At 73.5% G+C, this 25,090-nt stretch carries 31 protein-coding genes and 1 riboswitch; of the genes, 23 read left to right on the forward strand and 8 right to left on the reverse strand.

Features of this window, described 5'->3' with window-relative positions:
* Nucleotide 1: 1 nt before the first annotated feature.
* Both ACSNOA_RS17085 and ACSNOA_RS17090 read left to right on the forward strand, forming a co-directional pair.
* A complete protein-coding gene (locus ACSNOA_RS17085) occupies nt 2-199 on the forward strand; it encodes a hypothetical protein (protein ID WP_120331337.1) in 198 nt (65 codons plus the stop codon).
* Between the two features lie 94 nt (nt 200-293).
* Entirely contained in the window at nt 294-461 is a 168-nt protein-coding gene (locus tag ACSNOA_RS17090) for an amidophosphoribosyltransferase (protein ID WP_436662334.1), read from the forward strand.
* 6 nt (nt 462-467) lie between these two features.
* On the opposite strand, the gene ACSNOA_RS17095 is transcribed toward ACSNOA_RS17090, so the two are convergent.
* On the reverse strand, nt 468-1,121 hold the full coding sequence (locus tag ACSNOA_RS17095; protein WP_436659500.1) for a hypothetical protein: 654 nt from the start codon (nt 1,119-1,121) through the stop codon (nt 468-470).
* Between the two features lie 125 nt (nt 1,122-1,246).
* Here ACSNOA_RS17095 and ACSNOA_RS17100 point away from each other — a divergent pair, with 125 nt between their 5' ends.
* On the forward strand, nt 1,247-1,453 hold the full coding sequence (locus tag ACSNOA_RS17100; RefSeq protein WP_436659501.1) for a hypothetical protein: 207 nt from the start codon (nt 1,247-1,249) through the stop codon (nt 1,451-1,453).
* On the opposite strand, the gene ACSNOA_RS17105 is transcribed toward ACSNOA_RS17100, so the two are convergent.
* The 3 genes from ACSNOA_RS17105 to ACSNOA_RS17115 form a co-directional block, all read right to left on the reverse strand.
* Nucleotides 1,450-1,929, reverse strand: a complete 480-nt coding sequence (locus ACSNOA_RS17105; RefSeq protein WP_436659502.1) for a hypothetical protein — start codon at nt 1,927-1,929, stop codon at nt 1,450-1,452. The genes ACSNOA_RS17100 and ACSNOA_RS17105 overlap by 4 nt on opposite strands.
* The gene (locus tag ACSNOA_RS17110) at nt 1,926-2,138 is read right to left on the reverse strand and encodes a phosphatidylethanolamine-binding protein (RefSeq protein WP_436659504.1); all 213 of its coding nucleotides are present in this window, start codon (nt 2,136-2,138) and stop codon (nt 1,926-1,928) included. Before ACSNOA_RS17110 ends, ACSNOA_RS17105 begins: the two co-directional genes overlap by 4 nt.
* Nucleotides 2,139-2,212: 74 nt before the next feature.
* Nucleotides 2,213-3,094 carry a universal stress protein gene (locus tag ACSNOA_RS17115; RefSeq protein ID WP_436659505.1) on the reverse strand — a complete coding sequence of 294 codons (882 nt, stop codon included), beginning with the start codon at nt 3,092-3,094 and terminating at the stop codon, nt 2,213-2,215.
* Nucleotides 3,095-3,213: 119 nt separating this feature from the next.
* On the opposite strand from ACSNOA_RS17115, the gene ACSNOA_RS17120 reads away from it, so the two are divergent.
* The 17 genes from ACSNOA_RS17120 (at nt 3,214) to gcvP (ending at nt 19,172) form a co-directional block, all read left to right on the forward strand.
* Entirely contained in the window at nt 3,214-3,960 is a 747-nt protein-coding gene (locus ACSNOA_RS17120; RefSeq protein WP_436659507.1) for an SAM-dependent methyltransferase, read from the forward strand.
* Nucleotides 3,961-4,046: 86 nt separating this feature from the next.
* The gene (locus ACSNOA_RS17125; RefSeq protein ID WP_436659509.1) at nt 4,047-5,225 is read left to right on the forward strand and encodes a PP2C family protein-serine/threonine phosphatase; all 1,179 of its coding nucleotides are present in this window, start codon (nt 4,047-4,049) and stop codon (nt 5,223-5,225) included.
* A 53-nt stretch (nt 5,226-5,278) separates the two neighbouring features.
* Nucleotides 5,279-5,749, forward strand: a complete 471-nt coding sequence (locus tag ACSNOA_RS17130) for a MarR family transcriptional regulator (protein WP_436659510.1) — start codon at nt 5,279-5,281, stop codon at nt 5,747-5,749.
* 333 nt (nt 5,750-6,082) lie between these two features.
* Complete coding sequence (locus ACSNOA_RS17135; RefSeq protein WP_436659512.1) at nt 6,083-6,712, forward strand: CDP-alcohol phosphatidyltransferase family protein; 630 nt, start codon at nt 6,083-6,085, stop codon at nt 6,710-6,712.
* Complete coding sequence (locus ACSNOA_RS17140; RefSeq protein ID WP_436659514.1) at nt 6,709-7,641, forward strand: DUF881 domain-containing protein; 933 nt, start codon at nt 6,709-6,711, stop codon at nt 7,639-7,641. The genes ACSNOA_RS17135 and ACSNOA_RS17140 overlap by 4 nt, the downstream gene beginning before the upstream one ends.
* The gene (locus tag ACSNOA_RS17145; protein ID WP_091588778.1) at nt 7,638-7,970 is read left to right on the forward strand and encodes a small basic family protein; all 333 of its coding nucleotides are present in this window, start codon (nt 7,638-7,640) and stop codon (nt 7,968-7,970) included. Before ACSNOA_RS17140 ends, ACSNOA_RS17145 begins: the two co-directional genes overlap by 4 nt.
* A gap of 10 nt (nt 7,971-7,980) precedes the next feature.
* Nucleotides 7,981-8,979, forward strand: a complete 999-nt coding sequence (locus ACSNOA_RS17150; protein ID WP_436659515.1) for a DUF881 domain-containing protein — start codon at nt 7,981-7,983, stop codon at nt 8,977-8,979.
* Between the two features lie 57 nt (nt 8,980-9,036).
* Nucleotides 9,037-9,417: a glycine cleavage system protein GcvH gene (gene gcvH / locus ACSNOA_RS17155; RefSeq protein WP_436659518.1), complete on the forward strand. Its 381-nt coding sequence runs from the start codon at nt 9,037-9,039 to the stop codon at nt 9,415-9,417.
* 214 nt (nt 9,418-9,631) lie between these two features.
* Nucleotides 9,632-10,084 (forward strand): oxoglutarate dehydrogenase inhibitor Odhl, encoded by a 453-nt coding sequence (odhI, locus tag ACSNOA_RS17160; protein WP_007071101.1) that lies wholly within the window; start codon nt 9,632-9,634, stop codon nt 10,082-10,084.
* A 50-nt stretch (nt 10,085-10,134) separates the two neighbouring features.
* Nucleotides 10,135-10,836, forward strand: coding sequence for a transcriptional regulator FtsR (gene ftsR / locus ACSNOA_RS17165; RefSeq protein WP_436662335.1), 702 nt, complete (start codon nt 10,135-10,137; stop codon nt 10,834-10,836).
* A gap of 196 nt (nt 10,837-11,032) precedes the next feature.
* Nucleotides 11,033-11,497, forward strand: a complete 465-nt coding sequence (locus ACSNOA_RS17170; protein WP_120782534.1) for a bifunctional nuclease family protein — start codon at nt 11,033-11,035, stop codon at nt 11,495-11,497.
* A gap of 198 nt (nt 11,498-11,695) precedes the next feature.
* Nucleotides 11,696-12,289 carry a MerR family transcriptional regulator gene (locus tag ACSNOA_RS17175; RefSeq protein WP_436659520.1) on the forward strand — a complete coding sequence of 198 codons (594 nt, stop codon included), beginning with the start codon at nt 11,696-11,698 and terminating at the stop codon, nt 12,287-12,289.
* 565 nt (nt 12,290-12,854) lie between these two features.
* Entirely contained in the window at nt 12,855-13,253 is a 399-nt protein-coding gene (locus tag ACSNOA_RS17180) for a group I truncated hemoglobin (protein WP_436659521.1), read from the forward strand.
* 2 nt (nt 13,254-13,255) lie between these two features.
* Nucleotides 13,256-14,431: a globin domain-containing protein gene (locus ACSNOA_RS17185; protein ID WP_436659522.1), complete on the forward strand. Its 1,176-nt coding sequence runs from the start codon at nt 13,256-13,258 to the stop codon at nt 14,429-14,431.
* Entirely contained in the window at nt 14,428-15,123 is a 696-nt protein-coding gene (locus ACSNOA_RS17190; RefSeq protein WP_436659523.1) for a DivIVA domain-containing protein, read from the forward strand. The genes ACSNOA_RS17185 and ACSNOA_RS17190 overlap by 4 nt, the downstream gene beginning before the upstream one ends.
* A gap of 69 nt (nt 15,124-15,192) precedes the next feature.
* Entirely contained in the window at nt 15,193-16,092 is a 900-nt protein-coding gene (locus ACSNOA_RS17195) for an NAD-dependent protein deacetylase (protein ID WP_436659524.1), read from the forward strand.
* Nucleotides 16,093-16,176: 84 nt separating this feature from the next.
* Nucleotides 16,177-16,275, forward strand: a riboswitch (glycine riboswitch).
* A gap of 74 nt (nt 16,276-16,349) precedes the next feature.
* Nucleotides 16,350-19,172, forward strand: coding sequence for an aminomethyl-transferring glycine dehydrogenase (gene gcvP, locus ACSNOA_RS17200; protein ID WP_436659525.1), 2,823 nt, complete (start codon nt 16,350-16,352; stop codon nt 19,170-19,172).
* A gap of 116 nt (nt 19,173-19,288) precedes the next feature.
* Here gcvP and ACSNOA_RS17205 read toward each other — a convergent pair whose 3' ends face one another.
* On the reverse strand, nt 19,289-19,489 hold the full coding sequence (locus ACSNOA_RS17205) for a DUF5999 family protein (RefSeq protein WP_436659526.1): 201 nt from the start codon (nt 19,487-19,489) through the stop codon (nt 19,289-19,291).
* A 123-nt stretch (nt 19,490-19,612) separates the two neighbouring features.
* On the opposite strand from ACSNOA_RS17205, the gene ACSNOA_RS17210 reads away from it, so the two are divergent.
* On the forward strand, nt 19,613-20,809 hold the full coding sequence (locus ACSNOA_RS17210; RefSeq protein WP_436659527.1) for a chorismate-binding protein: 1,197 nt from the start codon (nt 19,613-19,615) through the stop codon (nt 20,807-20,809).
* A 244-nt stretch (nt 20,810-21,053) separates the two neighbouring features.
* Here the strand turns inward: ACSNOA_RS17210 and pip are convergent, their stop codons facing one another.
* Nucleotides 21,054-22,004 (reverse strand): prolyl aminopeptidase, encoded by a 951-nt coding sequence (gene pip, locus ACSNOA_RS17215; RefSeq protein WP_436659528.1) that lies wholly within the window; start codon nt 22,002-22,004, stop codon nt 21,054-21,056.
* Nucleotides 22,005-22,117: 113 nt separating this feature from the next.
* Here pip and ACSNOA_RS17220 point away from each other — a divergent pair, with 113 nt between their 5' ends.
* Both ACSNOA_RS17220 and def read left to right on the forward strand, forming a co-directional pair.
* Complete coding sequence (locus ACSNOA_RS17220) at nt 22,118-22,888, forward strand: TetR/AcrR family transcriptional regulator (protein WP_436659529.1); 771 nt, start codon at nt 22,118-22,120, stop codon at nt 22,886-22,888.
* A 10-nt stretch (nt 22,889-22,898) separates the two neighbouring features.
* The gene (gene def, locus ACSNOA_RS17225) at nt 22,899-23,408 is read left to right on the forward strand and encodes a peptide deformylase (RefSeq protein WP_436659530.1); all 510 of its coding nucleotides are present in this window, start codon (nt 22,899-22,901) and stop codon (nt 23,406-23,408) included.
* Nucleotides 23,409-23,448: 40 nt separating this feature from the next.
* Here def and ACSNOA_RS17230 read toward each other — a convergent pair whose 3' ends face one another.
* Nucleotides 23,449-23,886 (reverse strand): GNAT family N-acetyltransferase, encoded by a 438-nt coding sequence (locus tag ACSNOA_RS17230; protein WP_436659531.1) that lies wholly within the window; start codon nt 23,884-23,886, stop codon nt 23,449-23,451.
* Nucleotides 23,887-24,218: 332 nt separating this feature from the next.
* Nucleotides 24,219-24,992 carry a sulfite exporter TauE/SafE family protein gene (locus ACSNOA_RS17235; RefSeq protein ID WP_436659533.1) on the reverse strand — a complete coding sequence of 258 codons (774 nt, stop codon included), beginning with the start codon at nt 24,990-24,992 and terminating at the stop codon, nt 24,219-24,221.
* Nucleotides 24,993-25,090 lie beyond the last annotated feature (98 nt).

The following is a 25,090-nucleotide window of genomic DNA, read 5'->3' on the forward strand; positions in this document are numbered from 1 at the left end:
CATGGACCCTTCCGCGGTCTGGCGGGACAAGCAGCACAAGTGGCGGATCGAGGCGTACCGGGCACCGGACCTCCGGTTCGCGATCTTCGCGACGAACGGCACCACCGAGTCGGCGCCGCTGTGGCTGTTCGGGATGTCGGCCCTGGCCCGCTGGCTCATGACGCACGCCATCAGTCTGGACGACCTGGAGAGCGACTGACCGGGCGGTACCTCGCCGTACGGGTGAATCCGTTTCATGACGCCTCCGGGGGCCGCCGGCCGCCCGTACGGTCCGAGGTGTGAAGGACCGAGGGTTGCGGACGTTCGTGACGGTGCTCGCGGGGCTCGCGGTGATCTACTTCGGGACCGCCGGGCGGGACCCGGGTGAGGGCCGAGGGCTCACCGGCGGGCTGGTGATACTCGCGCTGGCGGCCTCGCTGCTGGTCTGGTACCTGACCAAGCCGAGCCAGCCGGCGAAGTAGCCGGGTTCACCGGCCGGCGGCGTCCCGGTTGACCTCGCCCGCGGACTCCTCGCCGAGCGCCACCCGCACCAGGGCGGAGGCGAGCCGGCCGAACTCGGCGTCGCGCACCAGGCCGGCGAGCTTCTCCGGCGACTCGGGCAGGCCGAGGCGCTTGGCCCCGGACAGGGTCCGCCGGTCGGTGAACGGGCGCAGGTCCGGCCACACGGTCTGCGCCTCCCGCAGGAAGATGTCCGCGCCGGTGGGGCCGATGCCGGGGAACTCGGTGAGCAGCCGGCGCAGCGCGGCGGGCGCGCCGCCCGCCTCCCGGTGCAGCCGGCGCAGATCACCGTGCCACCGGTCGAGGCAGAGCCGCGCCCCCGTGCCGAGCATGGTGGCGGTCCGCTCGTCGTAGCGGCGGTAGTGGCCGCGGCCGAGCGCGTCGACCCGCTGCTGCCAGCTCGCGGCCTCCATGGCCTGCGGTGTCGTGTAGCCGGCGGCGAACAGCTCCCGGGCGGCGGCCACGGCCACGCAGGCCCGGATCCGGGTGCTCAGCAGCGTGGCGAGCACCAGCAGCTGGTACAGCGGCGCCGGCCGGTCGGCGAGCCGGATGCCGGCCTCCTCGGCGTACGTGTGCTCCTGCCGGTCCAGCAGGACCCGCGCCACCGCCCGATCGTCAGCCACGCCGCAGGTGTACCCGTCCCACGGCCGGCTAGCCCCGCCGGGCCCGCGAATGGCGACGCCGGGGGCGGGTACCCGGTCGTGGAGGCGGTCGATGCCGAAAGCCGTCCGCGCGGAAGGAGACACCGGTGGTCAATCCGCAGCAGGAGGAGTTGCGCCGCAACGACAAGGGCGCCACGAGCCAGTACAGCAAGGGCCCGAAGCCGACCGGCCATCCGCTCAACCGCGGGTCGTCCCGCGGCGACGAGGGCCGGCCGGTCCCGAAGGGGCAGGTCTCGCCGTACGGGTCGGCCGGCGAGCCGCTGGCCGACGACGAGAGCGACGCGCGGGGCTAGCGACCCCAGCGCTTCGCGGGCGGTCGTAGCCGGTTCCACGTGGCTGCGGCCGCCAACCCGTAGGTGAGGTGGGGCACGATGTCGCTGATCCAGTCGCTGCGCCGCCAGGTGCGCGGGTCGGTGACCCGGAGCACCGTGAGCGAACCGTCCGTCATGGCCATCGCGCCGGCGCCGAGCAGCCCACCGGCCGTCGCGAGCGGCCACCGGCGGCCCCGGGCGAGCAACGCGAAACCGACGCCCACGCCGACGCCCGTGGCGTAGCCGAGCAGCGCGCCCAGACCGTTACGCCGGTTCGGCGCCTTCGCAGGGGTGCCCAGGCCCACGTGGGCGGCGCTGGCGAGGCGCCCGGCCGCCTCATCCGGTGTGCTGCTGGCCGGCCGGCCCCGCAGCGCCATGTCCAGGTAGGTGACGATGTTCAGGGCGGTGCTGCCGACGGCGCCCGCGATGGCGCCGTCGGTCAGCTCGGTCGTCCTCACTTCGGGTCACCGGGTTCGCGCTCGCCCTTGGGGCCGTAGACGCGCTCGCCGCGGATCACCCCACGCTGGCCCCGGTCCTCCTGGAGGATCCGGTTCGCGACCTGGTCGGCGCGGCCGTCGGGCACCCGTCGTCCGGAGTCGTCGATCGCCTTGCGGATCCGTGCCCGCTGCTTGTCGTACGCGTTGCTGCCCGGCCGTGGTCCTGGCATCACTGCCTCCTCCGGTCGCTGTCGCCGATGGCGTACCCGGGGCGTCTACCCGTTGCGGGTGCGGCCAACCGTGCTCAGCGAGGGCCGGGCACCACGGCGACCGGGCAGTCGGCGTGGTGCAGCACCGACTGGCTCACCGACCCCAGGAGCAACCCGGTGAACTCGCCGCGCCCCTGCCCGCCGACCACCACGAGCTGGGCCTGGCGGGACGCCTCGGCGAGCGCCGGACCGGGCCGGGCGTGCACCGCGCGCCGGGTGACGCGCAGCTGCGGTTGGCGTTCGCCGAGCCCGGCGAGCGACTCGGCGAGGATCCGCTCCTCCTCGCCGCTCAGTTGGGTCTCGTCGTACACGAGCGGCTGCATGTCGCCCGGGCCGGTGGAGACGGGATGGCGGTAGGCGTGCAGCGCCAGCAGGTCGGTCCCACGGGCGGCGGCGGTGTCGGCCGCGAACGCGACGGCGAGGGTGGACACCTCCGAACCGTCCACCCCGACCACGACCGGCCCGTCCGTGCGCTCGGCGCCACGGGCCACGAGCACCGGGCAGTCGGCGTACGAGGCGACCTGGACGGCCACGGACCCGACGAGGAGGGCGGAGAATCCGCCCAGCCCCCGGTCCCCGAGCACGATCATGGCGGCGGCCGGCGCCTCGCCGAGCAGCACGGCGGACGCCTCCCCGTCGATGATCTCGCCGGAGACGCGTGTCCCCGGTGCCGTGGCCTCCGCCTCGGCGACGGCGCGGGCGACCACCTGCTGGGCCTGGTCGCGCAGCCCGCCACCCGGCGGGTTGTCGGGCGGGGCGGTGAGCGGCACGTGCAGCAGCGGCCAGATGAACCCGTGCACCACCCGCAGTGGCCGGTGACGGCGCGCCGCCTCGGAGGCGGCGAGGCGCACCGCGCGCAGCGCGGGCTCGGAGCCGTCCACGCCGACCACCACGGCCGCGCCGCCCGACGAGTTCACCGGCCCACCTCCCGCCACTGTGGGCCAGTATTCCGGCCGGTGGGGAGCCGGCGGAGCGATACCGCGCAGGACGCCCGGTCGGTACGCTGGCGACGACCACCGGAGAGGGAGCGTCATCGATGGTTGAACCCGATCAGCCGAGCACCGCCCGTATGATCGACTTCTGGCTCGGTGGGCACCACCACTTCCCGGTCGACGTCGAGGCGGCACGCGCCTTCGAGGGGGCGTACGGGCCGTGCGCGCCGGTGTTCCGCGCGTTGCGTGCCTTCCTCGGCCGCGCCGTGCGGGCCGTCGCCGAGCGCGGGGTGGACGGGTTCCTGGTGTTCGGCGCGGGGGTGCCCACGATGGGCAACGTGCACGAGGCGGCGCCCGAGGCCACTGTGCTCTACACCGACGTCGACCCCGTCACCATCCGGCTGGGGCAGCGCATCCTCGCCGGCAGTGACCGCGCCGGCTACGGCTACGGCGACGCCACGGACATCGGCACCATCGACCCGGCGCAGCTGCACCGGTTCGTGCCGGGGTGGGGGAGGAGGCCGGTGGGGGTGGTCTTCCTGGGCCTCGCGGCGTTCCTCGACGACGACACGCTGGCCCGCACCCTCGACGAGCTCTACACGGCGGCCGCGCCGGGCAGCTGCCTGGCCATCGACTTCGACACCGAGGAGCTGGCCGGGCACCCGGAGGCGCTGGCCATGATGGGGCCGGCGTTCCGGATGCGGTCGCCGGAGGCGTTCGGGCCGCTGCTCGGCCGATGGACGCCCACCGACGACGGCATCGTCCCGGTCACCCGGTGGCGGCCCGAGGGTCCGCCGGAGCAGGTGCCCGACGCGTTCCACGGGGCGGTCGCCGTCCGCGGGGACGACTGACCGGGCGCCGGGGGCACCGTCCGTCCGGACCGTCGGAGGCCCTCCGTATGATGCTTGCCTTACAGCAAGTTTCCGGAGGAACAACCATGCTGGACACCCCCGACGCAGTGGCGCGTACGCTCCGTGCGGCGCCGCCCGACCAGCTCGCGGAGGCCGCCGACCGCGCGATCCGGTCCGTTCTGGGTGCCACCCGGACCGACGTGTTCATCGCCGACTACCGGATCAGCGGCCTGTGGCCGCTGCTCGACCCGGAGCTGCCGTCCGCGGGATTTCTGGCCTGCCAGGGCGTGGTCCAGCGTTGCTTCAGCAGTCAGCGGCCGGTGCACGACGCCGCCGACGACGGGCGGTGCCGGCTCTACATGCCGCTGTCGGTGTGGGGGGAGCGGCTGGGCGTCCTCATGATCGAGTTGCCGGGATCACCCGGGCCGGGCGTCGAGGAACGGGTCGCCGACATCGCCGGGGACCTCGCGATGGCGTTGCGCGCCGCCGACCGCGAGACGGACCGCTACCGCCGGGTCCGGCGCCGCGAACGGCTCAGCATGGCCGCGGAGATGCAGTGGGAACTGCTGCCCGGGCGCAGCGTCTCCCACGAGGCGTTCCACCTCGCCGGTCAGCTCGAGCCGGCGTACACGGTGGGCGGTGACCACTTCGACTGGTCCCTCGACGGTGACCGGTTGACGGTCACGGTGCTCAACGGTGACGGCACGGGGCTGTCGGCGTCGCTGCTCACGGCGGTCGCCGTCAACGCCATGCGCAACGCCCGCCGCTCCGGCGGCGCGCTGGTGGAGCAGGCGGAGCTGGCCTCGGACACGCTCTACTACCAGCACCGGGGGCGGCGGCACGTGGCCACGCTCCTCCTCGAACTGGACGTGCGGGCCGGGCGGGTGCGGGCCGTGGACGCGGGTTCGCCGCACGTCCTGCGCCTGCGTGGCGGCACTGTGGAGCCGATCGCACTGGACCAGCAGCTGCCGCTGGGCATGTTCGCGGAGGCGCGGTACGACGTGCAGGAGTTCGCGCTGGCCCCTGGTGACCGTCTCTTCGTGGTGAGCGACGGCGTGTGGGCGGCCACCCCGCCGGGCGGGGAACCGTACGGGGAACGGGCGATGGCCCGGGCCATGCGGTCGACGCGGTTGCAGCCGCCCGCCGAGGCAGTTGGTACGGTGATGCGCGAACTGCACGCCTACCACGCGGACACCGACCTGGGCGACGACGCTGTCGTGGTCTGCCTGGACTGGCACGGTGTCCGTGGTCGGGACGCCGAGTGAGAGGCGCGGTCGTCACGGCCGGTCAGCAGCGGGACGATGGCAGGGGACATCGGGTGGAGGGACCTTCGGATCTCGCCGCGGCGATCGACGCCGCCGCCGAGGCGCTCGTCAACGTGCTCGACTCGGCCGTGTCCCGGCAGCAGGTCTCGGTCTCCCCGACGCAGCTGCGGGTGTTGTCGCTGATCAGCACCCGCCCCGCGACGAACGTCAACCGGCTCGCCGAGCTGCTGGACGTGGTGCCCTCCTCGGCGAGCCGGCTGTGCGACCGCCTCGAGGCGATCGGGCTGCTGCGCCGGACGGCGGATCCGCGGGACCGGCGCGAGGTACGGCTGCTGCCCACCCCCGCGGGGGAGGACCTCCTGCGGGAGCTGGCCGTGCGCCGGCAGCGGGCGGTGGCGACGGTGCTCGACCGGATGCCCTACCGGACGCAGCACGACCTGCTGGTCGCCCTGCTGGCCTTCGCGCAGGCCGCGGCGTCGGCGGCCGGGGAGCCGCAGAAGGATCCGACCGTCCGTACCGCCTGAGGCGCGCCGCCGACGGGCCGGAGCGGTGTCGGCCGCTGCACCCGCTTCCACCTATCTTCCTAGGATGCCTTACAGGTGGTGTGGCCCATCACACGAACCGCACGGCGACCACGACGACGTCCGGGCAGGCGGGCAACGGGGGACGGCCCGATATAGTGGCAGCGCAACTCGTCCGGCCCGCGATCGTCGATCGCGGGCCGACTTCAGGCGAAGGTCCCGTTCGGCGGGGCCGCGAAGAGGGCGCCGGCGGTGGCCGGCCCGACAGCGCGCACGTCTTCCCGCCCCGCCCGACCTCGGCCGGGAGCCGGATCGCGTGTGGCGGGAGGAGGCTCGGTGTCGCGTCGGCCGGCTGAGGCAGGGCATCCGCAGGCCTCCGGCGACACCGCCACCGGCCGGGTGCTCACCCTGCCGAACCTCATCAGCTTCCTGCGGCTGCTCGGCGTGCCGCTCTTCCTCTACCTCCTGCTGGTCGTCCACGCCGACGTGGCGGCGGTCGTGGTGCTGGCCGTGGGCGGCACCACCGACTGGGTGGACGGGTGGATCGCCCGGCGGCTGCGCCAGGTGAGCCGCCTGGGCGAGCTTCTCGACCCGCTCGCCGACCGGCTCTACATCCTCGCCACGCTGGTGGCGTTCACCGTCCGGGAGGTGGTGCCGTGGCAGTTCACGGCGGCACTGCTCGCCCGGGAGTTGCTGCTGCTCGCGTCGCTGGCGGTGCTGCGCCGGTTCGGCTACGGGCCACCGCCGGTGCACTACGTCGGCAAGACGGCCACCTTCCTGCTGCTCGCCGCGTTCCCCACGCTGCTGCTCGCGGCCGCGGCGCCCGGGGCCGCCGCGGTGGCCGGCGCGATCGGCTGGGCGTTGGCCTGGTGGGGGCTGGTGCTCTACTGGGTGGCCGGCGCCATGTACGTGATCCAGGCGTCCCGGCTCGTCCGGGCCGCACGCGGCGCGGGGAGGGCGGCGTGAGCGCGGCACGAGACGAGCGTGAACGTCCGGCGCGCGTGTACGCGCCGGACTTCCTCACCGAACTGTTCCGCAATCCCCTCGATCCCGGGTACGCCGACGCGGCGGCCCGCCGTCGGGAGAGCCCGCCGCCGGCGTGGCGGGCCCGGTCGTCGCGGACCGTCATGGTCGTGGTGCTGGTGGTGCTGGGTTTCCTCCTGGCGGTGGCGTACCGGCAGACGATGGAGGACGAGCCGGGGCGCAGCCAGGCCCGGTCGGGGCTCGTGGCGCAGATCAAGGAGCGGGAGCGGGAGACCGACGAGCTGTCCGCGCGGGCCGACCAGTTGCGCGAGGAGGTCGGCCGGGAGCGGGACGCCGCGTTGAGCGGTTCGGCGGCGGCGCGGCTGCGGGACCTGGAGGCGGGCACGGGTCTGGGCCGGGTGCGGGGCGACGGGGTGGTGGTCCGGCTGGCGGACGCCCCCGGGAACGCGGACGCGGTGACCGGCACCGCCGCGGGTCCCCCGCGCGTGCTCTACAGCGACCTTCAGGGCGTGGCCAACGCGCTGTGGAGCGCCGGCGCGGAGGCTGTCTCGATCAACGGGCAGCGGTTGACGGCGACGTCGACGATCCGCTCGGCGGGGGAGGCCATCCTGGTGGACTTCCGGCCGGTGACCGGGCCGTACGAGGTGTCGGCGATCGGGCCGGGGTCGATGAAGCGCACGTTCGAGCGGAGTCGTAGCGCCGCGTTGATGCAGGACGTGGCGCGGACGACCGGCCTGTCGTTCGGGGTGCGGGAGGCCGACGACCTCACTCTGCCGGCCGCTCCCGAGCCGCGGCTACGCTACGCGGAACCACCGGTACGCCCGAGCCCCTCGCCGTCGGGTGACCGGTCCGCCAGTCCCGGGGCGTCCGGTTCCGGGACGTCTCCCAGCCCCTCCGGAGGTGGTCGATGATCGCGGTGCTGGCGCTGCTCGCCGGTGTGGTTCTCGGGGTGTGGCTCGATCCCACCGTGCCCGCGGCGTTGCAGCCCTACCTGCCGATCGCCGTGGTGGCCGCTTTGGACGCGGTGTTCGGTGGGGTGCGGGCGAAGCTCGACCGGATCTTCGACGACAAGCAGTTCGTGGTGTCCTTCATCTCGAACGTGCTGGTGGCGGCGCTGATCGTGTACCTGGGCGACCAGCTGGGTGTGGGTGGTCAGTTGTCCACGGGTGTGGTGGTCGTGCTGGGTGTGCGGATTTTCGGGAACGTGGCGGCGATCCGCCGGCACCTGTTCCGGGCGTAGGTTCTAGGCGATGAGCGACGAGCAGACCGAGACGGGTACGGGTTGGCCGGAGCCGGCGGGGCCGGGTCGGCCGGCGGGTCCGGCCAGTGAGCCGGATCCGCGTCCGGACGCGCCGGATCCGGACGAGTTGAGTCCGTTGGCGCCGGAGGCGTCGCCGGAGTCGCCGGGGCGTGAGCGTTCCGGTGAGGGTGTGGAGCCGGTCGAGGACGGGACGGTGGACCTGTCCGGGCCGGCGCCGGAGCGCCCGGAGGCATCCGGGGAGGCGCCGGCGGATGCGGGGGCTGCCGCGGAATCGTCTGCGGCGGCGGGGCGGTCGCGGGTGTCGGCGGCGAGTGTGATGATCGCCGCGTTGCTGGCGTTGCTGGGGTTCACGCTGGTGGTGCAGTTGAAGACGACGTCGACGGATCCGGCGTCGGGCGCCACCCGGCAGGAGGACCTGGTGCGGATCCTGTCGGATCTGGATGCCCGGGAGAACCGGTTGCGCCAGGACATCGCGTCGCTGGAGGAGAGTCAGCGGCAGTTGCGTTCGGGTGAGCAGGGCCGCCAGGCGGCGCTGGACGAGGCGACGCGGCGGGCCGACGAGTTGGGCATCCTGGCGGGCACGCTGCCGGCGACGGGGCCGGGGCTGAGCGTCCGGTTCGAGGCCGGTGGCGAGCCGATCAAGGCGTCGCGGGTGTTGGACGCGGTGCAGGAGCTGCGGGGCGCGGGCGCGGAGGCGATGCAGATCGCCGGTGGTGATCGGGCGACGGCGCGGATCATCGCGTCGACGTACTTCCTGGACGGGGAGAACGGGTCGCTCATGGTGGACGGGCGGCGGTTGACGGGGCCGTACACGATCACGGTGATCGGTGACCCGGCGACGATGCGTACGGCGTTGAACATTCCGGGTGGGGTGGTCGCGTCGGTCCAGGGTGACGGCGGTAACGTGATCGTTGAGGATCGTGAGGCTGCCGAGGTTTCGGCACTGCACGCGCCGATCAAGCTGGAACACGCCCGGCCGGTCTCCTGACCGGACGCGGCCGCTGCGGGCCGGGTGCCCGGAGCACGATGGATGAGGGACGCGTCTGTGATTCCTGAGGATCTGCGATACACCGCCGAGCACGAGTGGGTGGCGGGTGACGGCACCGGGACGGTCCGGGTCGGCATCACGCACTTCGCGCAGGACGCGCTGGGTGACATCGTGTACGTCCAGTTGCCTGATCCGGGTGCGGTGGTGGCGGCCGGTGATTCGCTGGGTGAGATCGAGTCGACCAAGAGTGTGTCGGAGATCTACGCCCCGGTGGGTGGCACGGTGGCCGCGCGCAACGAGGCGCTCGGCGACACTCCCGAGGTGATCAACACCGATCCGTACGGTGCGGGTTGGTTGGTGGAGATCACTCCGGATGATCCGACGGCGGTGGACGGGCTGCTGACGGCGGGCGCGTACCGCGAGCTCACCGAGAGCTGAGTGTGCTTGATCCGGTGCGCCCGTCGAGTCCGCGCGTCCGGTTGCCCTGCATTTCGGCGCTGGCTAGGCTCGCCCAGTCGACCGAGAACCCAATAGTTGAGCGTTGCGGAATTGCCTTCCCGGGCACGGGGAGCCAGCCGCCGGGTGTGCGACTGCCCGGCGGCCAGACCCGCCATTACCCGACGCCGACCGAACAGATCCGTGAGGTGGTCCCATGACGCGCCCAGACGACGAGTTCCCCCCGCTCGACGTCACTTCGACGCTCAATCTCGGTTCGCTCGACGAAGTGCTGGAGGGGCCGGACACCGATGTGGTGCCGAGCCGGATGTCCGGTTCGTTGCCGCCGGGGATGGCGCTGCTGGTGGTTCGTCGGGGTCCGAATGCGGGTGCCCGGTTCCTGCTGGACCATGACGTGACGACGAGTGGGCGGCACCCCGACAGTGACATTTTCCTCGACGATGTGACGGTGTCGCGGCGGCACGCGGAGTTCCACCGTGACGGTGGCACGTTCACGGTGCGGGACGTGGGGAGCCTGAACGGCACCTACGTGAACCGGGAGCGGGTCGAGGCGGCCACGTTGAGCAATGGTGACGAGGTGCAGATCGGTAAGTTCCGGGTGGTGTTCATCGCCGGTCCGCGCCCGGAGGAGGAGGCCGGCCGGGGGTGAACGAGCCTGCGGCCTCCACGTCACCGGGGGCGGCCCGGTCCCAGCCGCTGATGAGCATCGGTGAGGTGCTGGGGCAGTTGCGGGTGGATTTCCCCGACGTCACGATCTCGAAGTTGCGGTTCCTCGAGGCCGAGGGTCTGGTGGAGCCGCAGCGGACGGCTGCGGGTTACCGCAAGTACAGCTGGGACGATGTGGCGCGGTTGCGGTTCGTGCTGACCGCGCAGCGGGACCAGTATCTGCCGTTGCGGGTGATCCGGGAGCAGTTGGCCGAGTGGGATGCGACCGGTGCGGCGCCGGGGCGGTCACGCCCGACGTTGGTGGCGGTGGGTCCCGGTGGTGAGGTGCCGGGCCGTGAGGTGGACGAGCCGGTCGAGTCGTCGGAGGTGCGGCTCGGCCGGTCGGATCTGTTGGCCCGCAGCGGGTTGGACGAGTCGACGCTGTCGGAGTTGGAGCGGCTCGGTGTGGTGGTGTCGGATCCGCCGGGTTGGTACGACGGGGACGCGTTGATCATCGCGAGTGCGGTGGCGGGGTTGGCGGCGTACGGCCTGGAGCCGCGGCATCTGCGGGGTTACCGGACGGCGGCGGACCGGGAGGTCGGTTTGTTCGCGCAGTTGGTGGCGCCGTTGGTGCGGCAGAGTGATCCGGCGGCGCGGGCTCGGGCGGCGGAGACGGCGCGGGAGTTGGTGGCGTTGTCGCAGCAGTTGCACGCGGCGTTGGTGCGGGTGGGGTTGCGGTCGACGCTGGGTCGGTGAGCCGGCGTCGGCGTGCCCTGCCTGGGGGCGGTGTGCGGAAAGATCTGCTCGGGGAAGCGTGTCGTAGGCTTGCGGGGGTAACCCCTTTCTGGCGCGGGCGTGGTGCGGGTAGCGCATGGGACGGCCGTGTCGCGGTCCGTGTACCGTGCAGGGAAGGGTGCGGTGCGGCGTAGGTGACAACGACACGGAGGCGGCGGTGCGCGAGCTGAGCGTGGTCGGGGTTCGGGTGGAGCTGCCCAGTAACCAGCCGATCGTCCTGCTCAGGGAGGTCGAGGGGGACCGCTATCTGCCGATCTGGATCGGCGCGGTCGAGGCGACGGCGATCGCTTACGAGCAGCAGGGGGTCAAGCCGGCCCGGCCGTTGACGCATGATCTTCTGCGGGACGTGCTGGCGGCGTTGGACGCGCCGTTGCGGGCGGTGGAGATCACCGAGCTCAAGGAGAACGTCTTCTACGCCGACCTTCTGATCGGTGACGGGGTGCGGGTGTCGGCGCGGCCGAGCGATTCCATCGCGTTGGCGTTGCGGGTGGGTGCTCCCATTCGTTGTGCCGAGCAGGTCCTCAGTGAGGCGGGGATCGTGATTCCCGACGAGCAGGAGGACGAGGTGGAGAAGTTCCGCGAGTTCCTGGAGCAGGTGCGTCCGGAGGATTTCGCGGGCTGAGTGGCGGCTCGGCCGGCGCGGTCCGGTGGCCGTCACGGTGGGTGACGTGTCGTCGCGTGTGGTGATCTTCCGCGTGGCTGCGCGGCGTGTCGCGGTGGTTTCTCCGCGGTAACTCCTCGAGGTCGCTATAGGGTTGCCGTGTCGAGGGGTCGCGTCCCGGAAACGACGCGGCACCGCACGGACGGGGAGGTTGTCCGGATGCACGAGCCGCGGAATTCCGATCCGGGTACGGAACTGGACGAGCCGGGTGTGGCGTCGCCGGGGTCGGCGACGGACGGTGACGGTTCGGTGGGCTACCGGGGTGTGACGGCCTGCCACGCGGTGGGGATCAGTTACCGGCAGCTGGACTATTGGGCCCGGACGGGGCTTGTGGTGCCGAGCGTGCGGGACGCGTCGGGCTCGGGCACGCAGCGGTTGTACTCGTTCCGCGACCTGGTGGTGTTGAAGGTCGTGAAGCGTCTGCTGGACGCCGGGGTGTCGCTGCAGAACATCCGCAAGGCCATCGACGCGTTGCGGTCGCGTGGTGTGGAGGATCTGGCCGGGATCACGTTGATCTCGGATGGCACGACGGTGTACGAGTGCCGGTCCCCGGAGGAGGTCGTCGACCTGTTGCAGGGCGGCCAGGGGGTGTTCGGCATCGCGATCGGCGGCGCGTTCAAGGAGATCCAGGGTTCGCTGTCGCATCTGCCGGCGGAGCCGGCTGCGGGGGCGGCGGGTGACCCGGTGTCGGCGCCGCAGGACCCGGTGGGTGACGAGCTGGCGGCGCGGCGGGCACGGCGGCGGGCGGGCTGAGGGTTCGCTCGTCGGCGCTGCGGCCGCCCCGATGGGGTGGCTGACCGGCCCGTTTCTGGGGTTGGTGACGGTCGGTGTGTGCGACGCGCCGACGAATCTCGCAATTTTCATGGTGACGCTGCGTGTCCGTTGGCGGATGCAGGTGGCCTGCTTGCCCGTTCGGGGCGGGGGCATCGCCCTCCTGGCGGATCATGGCTCGCCGGGTCGGCCGATGCTGGTCAGGTGATTGGGCAGCGGGCGTCGCTGGTGGTCAACGGCGGGGAGTGGGCAGCGAGGCTCGGACTCCGCGGCCGTTCCGCAGTGGACGGTACCCCCGGGTCGGTGACGCTTCGTGTGGTGATGATCGCGGCTGGTGTCGACGGTGGACGGCGGTTTCGTGACGCTGCGTGGTGAGCGGTGTCAGGAATCCGATAGGGGGGCCATGACCGGGCGGACGCGACACGCTAAGGTCCGACACGCGGTCGCCCCGGTGCCCAGGTCGCTGTGAGCGTCACCTGTCGCGCCGGCCCGACCGTTTGCCCTTCGCGCCACCCCCGCGCGCCCCTCCATATGGGAAGGAACGACCGTGACGGTTACGGAAGAGACCACCCCCGTCTCCCACTACGAGCGGATCGGTGGTGCCAGCTCGGTGAAGGCGGCCGTCGAGCTGTTCTACGACAAGGTGCTCGCCGATCCGGATCTCGCCGGCTACTTCACCAACGTGGAGATGGTCGGTCAGCGGCGGCACCTTGCCCTCATGCTGACCGTCGTGCTGGGCGGGCCGAACGAGTACACCGGCCGTGGGCTGGCCGAGGCGCACAAGCCGCTGAACATTCCCGTGGAGCACTACGCGAAGGTCGGCGGGCACCTCATCACGACGCTGACCGAGCTGGGGGTGCCGGCGGACGTGCTGGCGCACGTGCAGACCGTGCTGGCCGACGTGCAGGACCAGGTGGTGGCCACCGGGAACCGTCCGGGCGCCTGAGCGTGGACGTCGCACGGCTCAAGCAGAGCTGGTCCCTGGTCGCCGGTCACGGCGACCAGGTGCCGCTCTACTTCTATTCGACTCTTTTCCTGACCCACCCCGAGACCCGGCAGATGTTCCCCACGAACATGGCCGGGCAGCGGGACCGGCTGGTCACCGCGTTGGGTCACATCGTGACCAACGTCGACCAGCTGGACCGGCTCGTCGGGTTCCTGCAGGACCTGGGCGCCGACCACCGCAAGTTCGCGGTGCGCCCGGAGCACTACCCGGCCGTCGGTGAGGCGTTGCTGGCCACGTTGCAGCACTTCCTGGGCGAGCAGTGGACCGACGAGCTGGCGCAGGACTGGACGGCCGCGTACGGGCTGGTGTCGCAGGTGATGATCGAGGCTGCGCAGGCCGCGGAGGCGGTGAACCCGCCGTGGTGGGTCGCCGAGGTCGTGGCGCACGAGCGGCGGGCGTTCGACGTGGCGGTGCTGACGCTGCGCCCGCAGTACCTGCTTCCGTTCACGCCGGGGCAGTCGATCGGTGTGTCGCATCCGTCGGTGCGGTCGTGGCGGTACTACTCCCCGGCGAACGCGCCGCGCGCGGACGGCACGTTGGAGCTGCACGTGCGGGCGGCGCCGGGTGGTGTGGTGTCGTCGCGGCTGGTGTACGGGGCGGCGGTGGGCGACCAGCTGCACCTGGCGGCGCCGGTCGGTGACCGGTTGACGCTGTGGCCGGCCGGGTCGAGCGACCTGCTGATGCTGGCCAGCGGCACGGGTTGGGCGCCGGTGAAGGCGCTGGTGGAGCAGGTGGCCGCCGAGGGGGCGCAGCGCCGGGTGGACCTGTACGTGGGTGCCCGGTCCCGCAGCGAGTTCTACGACACGGACGCGATCGACAAGTTGGCGTCGTCGTTTCCGTGGTTGACGGTGACGTACGTGGTCGGTGCGGACTTCCGGCGTCCCGGGGAGTTCGTGCACGCCGTCGACCGGGCGTTGGCCGACGGTGACTGGCGGTCCCGGCATGTGTACGTGTGCGGCTCCGACGAGATGGTCGACTACTCGGTGCAGGCGTTGACCCGGTCCGGCTACCACCCGGGGCAGCTGCACCACGAGGGGTTCGGCAAGCACTGGTACGGGCCGACGTGGCGGACGGCGGTCGACTCCGCCGCCCCTGACAACTCGGGAGGTGCGCGGTGAGCGCCACGCCGATTAGCAGGTACGACGGGATTCCGGTGTCCGGTGGCGTCCAGGTGAGGATGACGGCCGACCGGGTGCGGCGGTGGGAGTTCGCGGCGGCGTCGTTCACCCGGCGCGGCTACGACAACGCCGACGTGGACCGGTTCCGGATGCAGGTCGCCGACGAGCTGGATCTGCTCTCGGCGCAGATCGCGAACCTGCGGGCCGAGAACGAGCGGCTCAACGACCGGGTGGAGCTGCACCGGCACGGGGTGATCCCGAGCAAGAACGCGTCGGCGAACGTGCCGGCGGCGAAGGAGGTGAATCTGCTCTCCGCGGCGCAGCGGGAGGCGGAGCAGATCATCGCGCAGGCGCACGACTACGCGCGTCGCGTCGCCGAGTACGCGCAGACGCAGTACGAGAGCTACATGCGGGCGGCCGCGGAGGAGGCGAAGCAGGAGGCCGAGCGGGCGGTGCAGGAGTATCGCAGCGCGGCGGGGCCCACCTTCGACGACTCTGTGGCGACGCGGGAGGCGTTGCGGATCTTCGGCGAGATGATGATCTCGCACATGCAGGCGGCGGCGCGGCACCTGGACGACGGCAGCGAGCAGTTGTCCCGCACGATGAGCCGGCTGATCGGCGAGGCCGGTCAGGCCGTGGCGGCGGGTGCGGGCGTACGGCAGAACGCGCTGCCCCGCCACCAGCAGCGCTGAGTCCGGCGCGGTCCACCCCCGGGCGGCCGGGGGTGGACCGGTGGGCGCCCGAGCGGGCGCTGAGGCAGCATGGACGGCGTGACGGAGATGATCGACGCGCTGGCCGACCGGGTGGCCGGCGGTGGTGTCGTGGTGCTGAGCGGGGCGGGGTTGTCCACCGAGTCGGGCATCCCGGACTATCGGGGGCCCAGCGGGGTGGCGCGTCGGCACACCCCGATGACGTACCAGACGTTCACCCGGGACCCCCTGGCTCGGCGTCGCTACTGGGCGCGCAGCCACCTCGGGTGGCGGCTCATGGCGCGGGCGGAGCCGAACGACGGGCACCGGGCGGTGGCTCGGCTGCAGCACGGCGGCCTCGTCGACGCCGTGATCACGCAGAACGTGGACGGGTTGCACACGGCGGCGGGCAGCCCGGCAGTGGTGGAGCTGCACGGCCGGCTCGACGAGGTGGTCTGCCTCGACTGCGGCAACCAGGTCTCCCGGGAGGAGCTGGACCGGCGGCTGCGGGAGGCCAACCCGGGCTTCGACGCGCGGGTGGCCGCCGTCAACCCCGACGGTGACGTGGACCTCGACGACGCCGCGGTGGCCGGTTTCCGTACGGTCGACTGCACGTTCTGCCCCGCCGGCACGCTGAAGCCGGACGTGGTGTTCTTCGGGGAGACGGTGCCCGCGCCGCGGGTGGCGCGCTGTTTCGCGCTGGTGGAGCGGGCCCGGCTGCTGCTGGTGCTGGGGTCGTCGTTGACGGTGATGTCGGGGCGGCGGTTCGTGCTGCGGGCCGCGAAGCTCGGCATTCCCGTGGTGATCGTCAACCAGGGGCCGACGCGGGGTGACGGGTACGCGGCGCTGACGGTGGACGCGCCGCTGGGCCGGGTGCTGCCGGCGCTGGCCGACCGGATCCTCGGCCCGGTCCCGGGCGGGCTGGCCGGGTCGGACCCGGTGGGCGCGGGGGCGTCCGCGGGGGCCGGCTGACCCGGCCGCGGCCGCTCATGATCACAGGCCCGGGGGACGACAGCGGTGGGAAACCCGGGCGCTGGTAGCGTTGACCATGCCGGTAACACCCACGTGGGAGAGACCGCCCAGGAGCACCCGGGGCGGCGCCGAAGGGGCAAATCCTCCCCGGAACCTCTCAGGCAAAAGGACCTCGTGGGGCAGGCACTGTGGAGCGCCGCGTCGGGGCGCGACAGAGGGGGAGGCCGACCTGTCGACCTCGCCCGGGAGCGCAGCCCATGACCGCAGAGCAGTTCGCCACCCGTCACATCGGCCCCGACCCGGATGACGAGCGCCGCATGCTGGAGACCGTCGGCTACGGCTCGATCGACGAGCTGATGGACGCGGCGATCCCCGAGGTGATCCGCTGGCACGGCACCCTCGACCTGCCGGAGCCTGCGACCGAGGCGGAGGCCCTCGCCGAGCTGCGCGCCCTCGCGGGTCGCAACACCGTCGCCGTCTCCATGATCGGCCTGGGCTACCACGGCACGCACACTCCGGCGGTGATCCGCCGCAACGTGCTGGAGGACCCGGCCTGGTACACGGCGTACACGCCGTACCAGCCGGAGATCAGCCAGGGCCGGCTGGAGGCGCTGCTGAACTTCCAGACCATGGTCACCGACCTGACGGGGCTGGCCACCGCGAACGCGTCGATGCTCGACGAGGGCACGGCCGCGGCGGAGGCCATGACCCTCGCCCGGCGGGCGTCGAAGAGCAAGAGCAGCGTGTACGTGGTCGACGCCGACACGCTGCCGCAGACGATCGCGGTGATCGGCAGCCGGGCGGAGCCGCTGGGCATCGAGGTGCGGGTGCTGGACCTGGCCGTCGAGGAGCTGCCGGGCGAGTTCTTCGGCCTGCACCTGCAGTACCCGGGGGCGTCCGGGGCGGTCCGCGACCACGCGCCGCTGGTGGAGGCGGCCCACGCGGTCGGTGCGCTGGTCACCGTCGCGGCGGACCTGCTGGCGCTGACGCTGCTGCGCCCGCCGGGGGAGATCGGCGCGGACATCGCCGCCGGCACCACGCAGCGGTTCGGTGTGCCGATGGGCTTCGGCGGCCCGCACGCCGGCTATCTGGCGGTCCGCTCGGGGCTGGAGCGGATGCTGCCCGGGCGGCTGGTGGGTGTGTCGAAGGACGCGGACGGCAACCCGGCGTACCGGCTGGCGTTGCAGACCCGGGAGCAGCACATCCGCCGGGAGAAGGCGACCAGCAACATCTGCACGGCGCAGGTGCTGCTGGCGGTGATGGCCGGCATGTACGCCGTCTACCACGGCCCCGACGGGCTGCGGGCGATCGCCCGGCGTACCCACGGCATGGCGGCGCGCCTCGCGGCGGGGCTGCGCGCCGGCGGCGTCGAGGTCGCCGACGTCGCGTTCTTCGACACGGTGACCGCGGTGGTGCCGGGCCGGGCCGCCGAGGTGGTCGCGGCGGCGGCGCGGCGCGGGGTGAACCTGCGGCTCGTCGACGGTGACCGGGTGGGGATGTCCTGCGACGAGACGACGACGGTGGCGCACCTGGAGGCGGTGTGGGCGGCGTTCGGGGTGCCGGGCGTCGACGGTGACGTCGACGTGGCGCTGCCGGCGGCCCTCGACCGCACGTCGGAGTTCCTCACCCACCCGGTGTTCCGCACCCACCACTCGGAGACGGCGATGCTGCGCTACCTGCGCCGGCTGGCCGACTTCGACTACGCCCTGGACCGGGGCATGATCCCGCTGGGGTCGTGCACGATGAAGCTGAACGCGACCACGGAGATGGAACCGGTCAGCTGGGCGGAGTTCGCGCACGTGCACCCGTTCGCGCCGGCCGAGCAGACCGCCGGCTACCGGGAGATGATTGGCCAGCTGGAGGGCTGGCTGGCGGAGCTGACCGGGTACGACGCGGTGAGCGTGCAGCCGAACGCCGGGTCGCAGGGTGAGCTCGCGGGTCTGCTGGCGATCCGCGCGTACCACCGGGACCGGGGCGAGGAGCACCGCGACGTGTGCCTCATCCCGTCGTCGGCGCACGGCACCAACGCGGCCAGCGCCGTGATGGCCGGCATGCGGGTGGTCGTGGTGGCGTGCGACGCGGAGGGCAACGTCGACCTCGTCGACCTCGACGCGAAGATCGACAAGCACCGGGACGCGCTCGCCGCGATCATGGTGACGTACCCGTCGACGCACGGGGTGTACGAGACGGGCATCGCGCAGCTGTGCGCGAAGGTGCACGACGCCGGCGGGCAGGTGTACGTCGACGGAGCGAACCTCAACGCGCTCGTCGGTTTCGCGAAGCCGGGCCGCTTCGGCGCGGACGTGTCGCACCTGAACCTGCACAAGACGTTCTGCATCCCCCACGGTGGTGGCGGGCCGGGTGTGGGCCCGGTGGCGGTGCGGGCGCACCTGACGCCGTTCCTGCCGGGCGACCCGGGCGGGGCGCGCGTCGACGGGCAGCCGGCGATCTCGGCGGCCCGGTACGGGTCGGCGGGGATCCTGCCGATCCCGTGGGCGTACCTGCGGATGATGGGCGCGTCGGGGCTGACCCGGGCGACCGGGGTGGCGGTGCTCGCCGCGAACTACGTGGCGGCGCGGCTGCGTAACCACTTCCCGGTGCTGTACGCAGGCAACAAGGGCCTCGTGGCGCACGAGTGCATCCTCGACCTGCGGCCGCTCACGAAGGCGACCGGGGTGAGCGTCGACGACGTGGCGAAGCGGCTCATCGACTACGGCTTCCACGCGCCGACGATGTCGTTCCCGGTGGCGGGGACGCTCATGGTGGAGCCGACCGAGAGCGAGGACCTGGCCGAGCTGGACCGGTTCTGCGAGGCGATGATCGCGATCCGGGCGGAGATCGACAAGGTGGGTGCGGGGGAGTGGCCGGCGGGGGACAACCCCCTGGCGAACGCGCCGCACACCGCGGCGATGGTCAGCGGCGACGAGTGGCCCCACCCGTACCCGCGGTCGGTGGGCGCGTACCCGGCCGGCGTGGACCGGGCCGGGAAGTACTGGCCGCCGGTGCGGCGCATCGACGGCGCGTACGGCGACCGGAACCTGGTCTGCTCCTGCCCGTCGCCGGAGGCGTTCGAGAGCTGACCGGTGTGCGCCGGGGCGGTCGTGGGGCCGCCCCGGCGGGCGTCGACCTGGCCGAACGGTCCCGTACCGGGGGACCGGCCAGGCCCACGCGCCGTCTGGTTACGCTGTGTCGTCGCTCAGGCGACGAGGGCGTGAGGGGCGGGCCCGCGGTGCGGGGCGATGCTGCGACCGTCGGGGAGCAGCTCACCGGTGTCCTCGAAGATGATGACGCCGTTGCAGAGCAGGCTCCAGCCCTGCTCAGGGAAGCAGGCGAGGACCCGGGCAGCTTCCCTGTCGGTGGCGTCGGCGGAGGGGCAGGTGGGTTGGTGCTGGCACATCGGGTTCTCCGGACTGTGGGGGCACTGTGTCATGGTTCACATGACCAGTGACGCACAGTACCAAGCGAAAGTGGCCGGCATCGAGCAGGAGTACGCGTGCGAGTCGCGAATTCCGCTGAACGGATGAGGCAGATAGGGCCGGACGGCGTGGACACGCTTCCATTACTTACGGTTGTCGATGCGCCGGCGGCGCCCGCCGACTGCCGCCGTACGCTGGTCGAACACGCCCGGTGGGAGTGGCGCCCGGCCGACGGCGGCGACCCGGCCACCGGCGCCCAGGAGTTCCTGGCCGCCCACGGCCTGCCGCTGGACGACCTGGCCCGCCCGGCCACCGCCCACCACGGCGCCGGCGGCCCGTGCGGCGCCGCCCTGTACGTCTCGGCCGCCGCCGGCGCGCTGCTCGCCGGCGCCCCGACCGGCGCGCCGACCCCGGCGCCCGCCCTGCCCGAGGTCGCCGTGGTGGTCTACGGCCACGCCGACCCGCCGCCCCCGCCCCCCGCGGGCGGCCGGTGGCGGCTCGGCGACTGGTCGGAGAGCTGGACCCCCGCCGCCCACGCCGCGGCCGTGCGGGCGGTCCGCGACGCCATCGGCCGCGGCGACGTCTACCAGGTCAACGTCGTGGGACACGCCAGCGCCCGGTACGCCGGCGACCCGCTGCCGGCTCTCGCCCGGCTGGGGGCGCTGCCCGGCGCCCGCTACGGCGGCACACTGACCGGCGCCGGATGGGCCATCGGCTGCGCCTCCCCGGAGACGCTCGTCGAGTTGAGCGACGGGCGGCTGGTCACCCGACCCATCAAGGGCACCCGCCCGGCCACCGCCGCCGGCGCCCGTGAGCTGCTGGCGAGCGCGAAGGAACGCGCCGAGCACGTGATGATCGTCGACCTGGAACGCAACGACCTGGCCCGGCTCGCCCGCACCGGCACCGTACGGGTCGACGAGCTGTTCGCGGTGCGCCGCTGGTGCGACCTGTGGCAGGCCGAGTCGACGGTGTCCGCGGCGGTCGCCGACGGGATCGGCCTCGCGGACCTGCTGCGCGCCGTCTGCCCCGGAGGATCGGTCACCGGCGCCCCGAAACGGGCCGCCCTCGACCGGATCGCGGCCCTCGAGCTGGTGGGCCGGGGCGCCAGCATGGGCGCCCTCGGCTGGGTCGCCCCCGGCCGCATCGACCTGGGCCTGACCATCCGCACCGCCGCCGTCGACGCGCAACGGGTGCACGTGTGGGCCGGCGGTGGGATCACCTGGGGCAGCGACCCCGACGCCGAGGTCGCCGAGGCGGCCGCCAAGAGTGCCCCCGTGCGAGCCGCCCTTTCCGGTCGCTGAGGCACGGCCGCGCGAAGCGCGCTTGACGTTGACACCGTCGGGACGGACGGCCCCGTCCACCTCACGGGGGCGGGGGCCGGCTGTGTGCCGGTTGAGCGTGATGACTCTGCGGCATATTTATGCCGCAGAGTCATCAGCCCGTGCGGGAATGTGCCCCGGACGGACCGGAGCGCCCCCGCCGCCGGGCGCCGACCTCGGCCGGCCCGGGCCCGTCGTCCGGCTGCGGGCCGGTCGTGAGCCGTTCTCACCGCCGGGCGGCGAACCCGTCCAGCGCGGCGAGCACCCGGTCGCCGATGCCGTGGCGGGCGCCGTGCCCGGCGGTCTCCACCAGCTCCAGCCGGGCGTCGGGCCACTCCTGCGCCAGCCGCCACGGGATGTCCGGCGGGCTGCTGATGTCCAACCGCCCGTGCACGAGGACGCCCGGGAGGCCGGCGAGCCGGCCCGCCTCGCGCAGCAGCTGACCGTCGGGCAGGAAGCCGGCGTGGCGCCAGTAGTGGGTGACCAGCCGCGCGGAGAGCATCCGGAACCGCGCGTCGTCGAAGCGGGCGTCGGGCCGCCAGCCGGGGACGGTGCGGACGTGCGTGTCGTCCCAGGCGACCCAGTCGCGGGCCGCCCGCTCGCGTACCGCGGGGTCCGGGTCGGCCAGCAGCCGGGCGTACGCGTCGGCCAGGTTGCCGTCGCGGTCGGCCGGCGGCACCCCGTCGCGGAACCGCGCCCACTCGGCCGGGAACACCCGCCCCATGTCCCGGGTGATCCACTCGACCTCCCGGTGGGTCGTGGTGACCACGCTGAACAGCACCAACTCGCTGACGTGGTCGGGGTGGCGCTGGGCGTACGCGAGCCCGAGGGTGGAGCCCCACGAGGCGCCGAGCACCAGCCACCGGTCCACGCCGAGGTGCTCGCGGAGCCGCTCGATGTCGGCGACGAGGTGGGCGGTGGTGTTGACCGACAGGTCCACGGCCAGGTCGGCGGCGTGCGGACGGCTGCGGCCGCAGCCGCGCTGGTCGAACAGCACCACCCGGTAGCGGGCCGGATCGAAGTAGCGCCGCCAGCCCTCGGTCGCGCCGGAGCCGGGGCCCCCGTGCAGCACCACGGCCGGCTTGCCGTCGGGGTTGCCGCAGGTCTCCCAGTACACGAGCTGCCCGTCGCCGACGTCGAGCAGGCCGTGCGCGTACGGCTGCGTCGGTGGGTACATCCGGTCCTCCCTCAGAACGAACAGTGAAACTCCCAGCGCATCGTGCACGTGAGCGTCCGCGCCCGCGGCCTGCCCCCGGCCGGTACGACGACGGCGGCGGTAGAGTCCGGGCCGTGACCACGGAGTACAGCGGCACGGGAGACCCGGCCCGCAGCCTCGCCCTGCTGTGGCGCACCCGGGAACCGGCCAGCCGCCGCGGCCGCACCGACCTGACCGTGGACCGGATCGTCCGCGCCGCCGTCGACGTCGCCGACACCGAAGGGCTCGCCGCCCTGTCCATGCGCCGCGTCGCCGAACGCCTCGACGTGGGCACCATGTCGCTCTACACGCACGTGCCCGGCAAGGGCGAGCTGCTCGACCTGATGCTCGACACCGTCTACGGGGAGACCCTCACCGACCCCGAGCCGACCGGCGGTTGGCGGGCCCGGCTGGAGCACCTCGCCCGCGAGTCCTGGGCGCTGTACCTGCGCCACCCCTGGCTGCTGCAGGTGGCCACCACCCGCCCTCCACTGGGCCCCAACCTGATCGCCCGCTACGAACGCGAGCTGCGCGCCGTGGACGGCATCGGCCTGACCGACCTCGAGATGGACGCCGTCGTCACCCTCGTCGGCGGGTTCGTCCACGGCGCCGTACGCGGCGCGGTCGAGCAGGCGCAGGCCGCCGAACGCACCGGCATGACCGAGGAACAGTGGTGGCAGGCCCACGCCCCGTACCTGGAGAAGGCCATGGACCCCCGCCGCTTCCCCCTCGCCGCCCGCGTCGGCGCGGCGGCCGGGCAGGAGCACCAGGCCGCCAGTGATCCGGCGGCGGCGTTCGACTTCGGCCTCGCCCGCATCCTCGACGGCATCGAGGTGCTCGTTCGCGACCGCCGCGACGCCGGATAATCTTGCCGACATGACGATGCGGCCCATCCGGATCATCGGCGACCCCGTCCTGCGGACCTCGTGCGCGCCGGTGACCAGCTTCGACGCCGAGCTCCGCGCCCTGGTCAGCGACCTCATGGACACCCTGCTCGGCGCCCCCGGCCGCGCCGGCGTGGCCGCACCGCAGATCGGCGTGGACGCCCAGGTGTTCGTCTACGACGCCGACGGGCACCGCGGCCACCTGGTCAACCCGACCCTGGAGCTGTCCGAGGAGACCCAGACCGACGAGGAGGGCTGCCTGTCCATCCCCGGCCTGTACTTCCCGACCCCCCGCGCCCTGCACGCCACCGCGCGCGGCTTCGACCAGCACGGCGAGCCGCTGACGATCTCCGGCAGCGGCTTCCTCGCCCGCGCGTTGCAGCACGAGACCGACCACCTGGCGGGCCGCCTGTACGTCGACACGCTGCGCGGCGAGACCCGCCGGCGGGCCCTGCGGGAGATCCGCGCCGGCCGTTTCGACTCGCCCAGCCGCAACGGCTGACCCACGCGCCAGCCCGCCCGCCGGTCGGTCGCGCCGCGGCTCACCGGCGGGCGGTCAGCGCGAACTCGCCGTAGTCGGCCACCCGGGTGAAGCCGAGCCGCTCGTACAGCCGCACCGCCGTGCCGTTGTCGGCGCGTACGTTCAGCGTCACGTGGTCGACGGTGTCCCGCAGCCGGCGGCACAGCGCCGCCACCACGGCCGCCCCCAGGCCGCGCCCCCGCGCCCGGGGATGGGTGGTGACGTTGCCCAGGGCGGCGACCCGGTACAGCGGTGACCACACGTGCACCCCGGCGACGGCGACCAGCGCGTCCCCGTCGCGCACACCCACGTACTGGCCGGTGTCCAGCATCCGCGGGTCGAACCAGTTGCCCGGGTACGCGGCCGCGTACAGCTCCCGCAGCCGCGGCAGGTCCGCCGCGCCCAACGGCTCCCCGGCCGGGGCGACCCGCTCCAGGCGCGCCGGGACGGTCAGCGCCATCTTGTGGTGCGCGGCCGGCCCGTCGACGTCGAAGGCGGGCGCCAGCGCCGCCTCCGGGGGAGAGGTGCGCGTACAGCCGGGCGGGCAGCACCGGGGCCAGGTCGGCGAGCAACGCCGCCAGCCCCGCGGCGCGCGCCGGCGCGGCGAACGCCAGCAGGGTGGGCGGTTGCGCGCCGTGGTAGAGCAGGGCCACCTCGTCGCCCCGTCGAAACCACGAGGTGTACGGCCAGAAGAAGTCGTCGAGGTCGCCGAGCTGGTAGGCGTGCAGCACCGGATCCCGCCGCAGCAGGCCGGCCAGGACCGCCCGGTCGTGCTCGGCGCGTACCGGCATGTCAGCCGGCCAGCCACTGGTCGTAGCCGAGCCGCCCGACCAGCGCCAGCACCACCACCAGCAGCACGATCCGCACGAACCCGGCGCCGCGGCGCAGCGCCATCCGCGCGCCCAGCGCCGCGCCCGCGATGTTGCACACCGCCATCCCCGCGCCCAGCAGCCACCACACGTGCCCGGTCGCCGCGAACACCACGAGCGCGCCCAGGTTCGTGCCGGCGTTGACCACCTTCGCCATCGCCGAGCCGTGCACGAAGTCCGCCCCCACCAGCGCGGTGAACGCCAGCACCAGGAACGTGCCGGTGCCCGGGCCGATCAGCCCGTCGTACAGGGCGATGCCGACCCCGGCGAGCGCGACCGCGGCGGCCACCCGGGCCGGGGTGCGCCGGTGCGGCGCCGACACCACTCCCAGCCGGGGGCGCAGCAGCACGAACAGGGCCACCGACAGCAGCACCACGAGCACGACCGGCCGGTACGCCGACGCCGGCACCGCACCGGCCAGCACGGCCCCGACCCCGGAGCTGAGCACCGCCAGCCCGGCCGCCGGCCCCGTCAACCTCCAGTCGATCTTGGTGCGCCGCGCGTACGTCGCCGCCGCCGTCGCGGTGCCCGCGATCGCCGCGAGCTTGTTCGTGCCCAGCGCCGTGGCCACCGGTACCCCGGGCGCGGCCACCAGCAACGCCGGCAGCAGAAGCAACCCGCCGCCGCCCACCACCGCGTCGACCCAGCCGGCCGTACCGGCCGCCACGAGCAGGGTGACCAACGATGCGGCGTCCACGGGCGGCATTCTGCCGACCCGCCCCGCGCGCCCGCCCCCCGCTGTGGCCAGCCTCACCCGGCACCCGCCAGGTCAGCGGCCCCGCCGGCGGCGCAACC

Origin of the sequence: Micromonospora sp. URMC 103 (genome assembly GCF_051386435.1) — a bacterium.
Classification (GTDB): domain Bacteria; phylum Actinomycetota; class Actinomycetes; order Mycobacteriales; family Micromonosporaceae; genus Micromonospora.